Below are 5,452 nucleotides of genomic sequence, written 5' to 3'. Positions count from 1 at the left end.
GTCATCTCGTCGCTCCTGGCCCGAGTGATCGGCTCGCTGTGAACGACATCACGCGGGCCGCCCGCCGCTGGCTCGCCCAGGACCCCGACCCCGTCACCCGCGCCGAGCTGGAAGAGCTGCTCGCACGCGAGGCCGAAGGCGACGAGGCGGCATCGGCCGACCTGACCGACCGGTTCGGCGCGCGCCTGGCCTTCGGCACCGCGGGGCTGCGGGGGCGGCTCGGCGCGGGCAGCAACCGGATGAACCGGGTGCTGGTCATGCAGGCCGCCGCCGGACTCGCGGCGTTCCTGCTGGAGCGCCCGGGCCCCGATGGCCCGCCCACCGTCGTGATCGGCTACGACGGCCGTCGCAACTCCGACGTTTTCGCCCGAGACAGCGCCGAGGTGTTCGCCGGGGCGGGGCTGCGCGCGATCCTCCTCCCCCGGCTGCTGCCCACCCCGGTGCTGGCCTTCGCCGTCCGCCACCTCGGTGCCGACGCGGGCGTCATGGTCACCGCCAGCCACAACCCGCCCGACGACAACGGCTACAAGGTCTACCTCGGCGGCCCCGACGACGGCGCGCAGATCGTGCCCCCGGTCGACGCCGATATCGCCGCGCACATCCAGCGCGTGGCGGATGCCGGCGACGTCGGATCCCTCCCCCGCTCGAGCGACTACGAAGTCGCCGGCGAAGAGCTCGTCGAGGCGTACGTCGACGCGACCGCCGCCGTGGCCCCCGCCCCGGCGGGTGCCGACGGCATGACCTGGGTCTACACCGCGATGCACGGCGTGGGCTGGGAGACGCTCTCGCGCATCCTCGAGCGCGCCGGCTACCCCGCCCCCGCCCTGGTGACGGCGCAGACGCAGCCCGACGGCACCTTCCCCACCGTTACCTTCCCCAACCCCGAGGAGCCGGGCGCCATGGACCTGGCGTTCCAGACCGCGCGCGAGGCCGGCGCGGAGTTCATCCTCGCCAACGACCCCGACGCCGACCGGCTGGCCGTCGCCGTCGCCGACCCGGGCGCACCCGGCGGGTGGCGCAAACTCACTGGCAACGAGGTCGGCCTGCTGCTCGGTTGGCGGGCCGCGAAGCGGGTTGCCGACGCCGGACTCGGAGCCGAGGCTTCGCTCGCGTGCTCGCTCGTGTCGTCCCCGGGTTTGGCCGTCGTCGCCGAGCGCTACGGACTGTCGTCGTATGCGACGCTGACCGGCTTCAAGTGGATCTCGCGCGCACCCGGCATCGTCTACGGGTTCGAAGAGGCCCTCGGATACCTCGTCAACCCCGAGACCGTGCGCGACAAGGACGGCATCTCCGCCGCGATCGCCATGCTGGGGCTCATGACCGAGGCGCGCGCCTCCGGTGCTGACGCGAACAGTCTGCTCACCCGGTTCCAGGACGAGTTCGGGTTCTTCGACAGCGGCCAGGTGTCGCTGCGCGTGGACGACCTGTCGGTCATCGGCCGCATCATGGCGTCGCTGCGCACCGCGCCCCCGCAGGCGGTCGGCGGTGTCGCCGTCGAGCGGATCGATGACCTGCTCGACGGCGTCGACGGGCTTCCGCCGGGCGACGTGCTGCGACTCTGGCTTGCCGACGGATCGCGCGTGATCGTGCGGCCGAGCGGCACGGAGCCCAAGGTCAAGGTCTATCTCGACGTGCGCGGGGACTCCGCCGCCGATGCGCGCGCGCGACTTCAGGCGCTCGAGACCGGCGCCACGGAGCTGCTCGCCGGCGGTTGAAAGCGGCGCGCATGCGCGAACACGACGCGACCACGCCGGGCGCAGACGCGAGCCGCAGAACATCCCCCGCCTCGCGGTGCGGCTCGTCCGCTGCGCCCGGTAGCCTCGTGCTGTGCTGCTGAGCGACGCCACCATCCTGGAGAACGCCCACACACGACTCGAGCCGCTGGGGCCGCAGCATGCGTCCGACCTCGCCGTGGCATCCGTCGGGCTGGAGCGCGCCTGGTACACCTCGGTGCCTGCGCCGGCGGGCGTGCCGCAAGAGATCGCCCGCCGCTTGGCCATGCGCGACGCCGGGACCATGAACCCGTGGGCGGTGCTCCGCGATGGGGTCGCCGTGGGGATGACCAGCTTCTGCGGCATCGACCAGCCGAACCGGCACGTCGAGATCGGCTACACCTGGCTCGCGCTGTCCGCGCAGCGCACCGCGGTGAACACCGCGGCGAAGCTGCTGCTGCTGGGGCACGCGTTCGACGCGTGCGACGCGATCGCCGTGGAGCTTCGCACCCACTGGCACAACCGTCAGTCGCGGGAGGCCATCGCCAGGCTCGGCGCGAAGCAGGACGGCGTGCTGCGCAACCACCGCTTGGGGCCTGACGGCACCCTGCGCGACACCGTGGTGTTCTCGATCCTGCCGCACGAGTGGCCCGCCGTCCGGCTCGGGCTCGAGGAGCGGCTGCGCGGCGGCTGACCCCCGCCGCCGGCCGCGCCGCGGCTCGTCGCCCGATACGCGCCCCGAGCCGCGGGGTTTTCGGGGTTCGTCGCCCGATACGCGCCCCGAGCCCGCGGTTTTCGGGGTTCATCGCCCGATACGCGCCCCGAGCCCGGGGTTTTCGGGGTTCGTCGCCCGATACGCGCCCCGAGCCCGGGCGGCGCCTCCTCCACACGCCCCGCGGAGCGGCGTGTCCTCCCCGATTGTCGAGTCACCGTCCCGGACGGATGCCGCGAGCGGCGATCGTCCGAAGATGACCGAGGAAATCCGACTGCTGACACTCGATCACCTGCGGCAGCGCGGCATGACCAGCCGTCAGATCGCGGCATCCGCGGCGGGCGGAAGTCTCGTGCGCCTGCGTCGCGGCATCTACGCGAGTACGAGCGCCTGGCGAGCGGTGTATCCCGAGCAACGCATCGTCGCCCGCGCTCACGCGCTCGCGGCGGTGTCGGTCACGCGGCCCGTCTTCGCGTATGCGACGGCTCTGGCGCTGCAGGGTCAGCCGCTGTACCGCGCGCGCGACGACCGGCTGCACGTCATCGCGGATGCCGGCCGGCCCGGCGCCGCGCATGGGGTGGTGCGGCATCGCGGAGAGACCACCGGCGACGTAGTCGAGATCGACGGGCTGCTGTGCACCGGCCTCGCCCGTTCGGTCGCGGACATGGCCCGCACGGCGACCTTCGAGCAGGCGGCGACCTCGGCGGACGCGGCGCTGCACACCCTGTTCGCGCCGCGCGACGGCGTCTATGACCTCGACGGCGCGGAGGGATTCCGAGAGAACGTGCGCCGGATCGTCCACGCCAGCGCACACGGGGTGAACCGGGCGGAGCGGGTGCTCGAGTTCGCCGATGGCAGGGCACATCTGCCCGGCGAAACGATCAGTCGCATCCGCCTGCGTGAGGTGGGGTTCCGTCGCATCCGCCTGCAGGTCGCCGTCCCCTCACCCACGGGCGGCTCCTACTACATCGACTTCGGGATCGACGACGCCGACGCCTACGGCGAGTTCGACGGCTCGATCAAGTACACCGATGGGCGGATGCTGGACGGTCGCACTCGCGCCGACGTCTTCGACGCAGAGAAGCAACGCGAGGACTGGATCCGGGGCACAATGCAACATCGCTACGGCCGATGGGGGTGGCCGCACGTGTCCACCGCTGCCACCTTGGCGGAGCGGCTGGGCGCGTTCGGCATCCGTCCCCCGCGGTGACCATCGCCCGATACGCGCCCCAAACCCGGGGTTTCCCAGTTCGTCGCCCGATAGGCGCCCCAAACCCGGGGGTTCCCGAACCTATCGCCCGATACGCGCCCCAAACCCCGGGCTTCCCGGGCCCATCGCCCGATACGCGCCCCAAACCCCGGGGTTCCCGGGTTCGTCGCCCGATACGCGCCCCGAACCCCGGGTTTCCCCAGTCCGTCGCCCGATACGCGCCCCAAACGGTGAAGCGCCCGACGGGCGGACGGACGGACGGACGGACGGGCGGGCGGGCGGGCGGGCGCGGGTCTCAGCCGTCGACGACGGCGACCAGCTCGTCGAGGAACGCGGCGAAGTCGGTGCCGCGTCGCACGATGCGCTGCACGCTGTCGCGCTCGCTGAACACCTCGACGAACTGCTCGAACACCGTCTGGAACGCCGCGCGGTCGTTCTCGGAGAAGGCGGTGAAGGCGACGACCTGCACGCGCCCCTCGCCCCACGAGACCGACGGCTCGGCGATGCCGATCGCGATCGCGGTGCGCGTGGCCGTCATCCCGATCGCGTGCGGCACGGCGAGGGCGTCGGTGAACGCGGTGGACGAGAGGTTCTCGCGCTCGATCGTGCGCTGCACGTACCCCTCGTCGATGATCCCCTGTTCCACGAGCAGGCCGCCCAGTCGCCGGATCACGGCTTCTTCGCCGCCCTCGCCGTCGAGACCGCGCACGAAGGCCGCAGGCGAGAAGTAGCGTTCCAATTCGGCTCGGAGCCTGGCCAGCCGGCGTCCGCGGCGCACCCGCCCGGCCGCCGCCTGCACGCGCTCGATATCGGATTCGGTGAGGAACGGCTGGATGCGCACGATCCGCTCCCCCGGCGCCGGAGGGTCGATCGTGGTGAGCACCAGATCCGTCGGGATGCCGGACCAGTCCGGGTCCACGCGCGTCTCGACTCCCACGACCTCCACGGCCTGGCCGAGTGAGCGCGAGACGCTGGAGCGCAAGAGCTCGTGCAGCTCGTAGTAGCCGGGGCAGACGATCGTGGCGGTGAGCAGCTGGTCGGCGCGCCGGCTGCGCTCCAGCCGCCCGCCGACGTGCATCGCGATGTAGGCGATCTCGTCGTCCATGAGCGGGATGTCGAGGCGGTCGGCCAGTCGGCTGGCCATGAAGACGGCGACGTCGAAGATCATCGGGTACGTGGACTTCAGCGACCGGGTGAGTGGGTTGCGGGACCACGCCTGGGCGCGGGCGCGCTGCAGCAGGTTCTGCACGTGCAGCGCCAGACGCAGTACGAAGTCCTCGTGCGCGATGTCGACGAGGAACTCCGACGCCGCCGACTCGACGACCTCGCGCACCACCCGCTCCACCTCGGGGTCGAGGCGGTCGCGCGCTCGGTCGACCGGCCCGGCGCCCGGGGCGACCACGCGGGTGAGCACCAGCGTGGCCAGATGGCTGCGATCCCCCGCGCCCAGCCGCACCCCGAGGTGCTCTTGGCTCAGCCGGTCGATGATGGCCCCGATCTCGGCCCGAGCAGGGTCCTCTTCCGGCGCCTCTTCCAGCCCGCGGTCCCGCAAGACCCGGTCCGCGGCGATGGCGATGTGCATGACGACGTCGGCGATGCCCAGCTCGTTCACGAAGTAGCCCAGCTCCCCGAGGCCGGCCACGAGCTCCGCCTTGAAGGGACCGAAGGCCTGGGCTCCGATGGAGCGCAGCCCGAGGGTGCGCCGCAGTGCCTCGAGGTCGAACGAGCCGGCATCCATCTCGTCGTGAGCCAGCTTGCTGAGAAGTCGTCGCTGCGCGGCCTCGGTGCCTCGCAGGCTCACGCGATACCCCGAGCGCT

Annotated in this window: 4 protein-coding genes; 3 read left to right on the top strand and 1 reads right to left on the bottom strand. The window is 72.2% G+C overall.

Features of this window, described 5'->3' with window-relative positions; translation table 11 throughout:
* Nucleotides 1-38 precede the first annotated feature (38 nt).
* The 3 genes from NQ160_RS17585 (at nucleotide 39) to NQ160_RS17575 (ending at nucleotide 3,634) form a co-directional block, all read left to right on the top strand.
* On the top strand, nucleotides 39-1,715 hold the full coding sequence (locus NQ160_RS17585; protein ID WP_257516437.1) for a phospho-sugar mutase: 1,677 nt from the start codon (nucleotides 39-41) through the stop codon (nucleotides 1,713-1,715).
* A 112-nt stretch (nucleotides 1,716-1,827) separates the two neighbouring features.
* Nucleotides 1,828-2,406: a GNAT family N-acetyltransferase gene (locus NQ160_RS17580; protein WP_257516436.1), complete on the top strand. Its 579-nt coding sequence runs from the start codon at nucleotides 1,828-1,830 to the stop codon at nucleotides 2,404-2,406.
* A 274-nt stretch (nucleotides 2,407-2,680) separates the two neighbouring features.
* Nucleotides 2,681-3,634, top strand: a complete 954-nt coding sequence (locus tag NQ160_RS17575) for a hypothetical protein (protein WP_257516435.1) — start codon at nucleotides 2,681-2,683, stop codon at nucleotides 3,632-3,634.
* A 295-nt stretch (nucleotides 3,635-3,929) separates the two neighbouring features.
* On the opposite strand, the gene NQ160_RS17570 is transcribed toward NQ160_RS17575, so the two are convergent.
* Nucleotides 3,930-5,452 (bottom strand): BglG family transcription antiterminator (locus NQ160_RS17570; protein ID WP_257516434.1); only part of this gene is annotated, 1,523 nt, incomplete at its 5' end.

It is taken from the genome of Microbacterium sp. zg.Y909, assembly GCF_024626565.1.
This window is presented reverse-complemented; position numbering and strand designations above follow the sequence as displayed.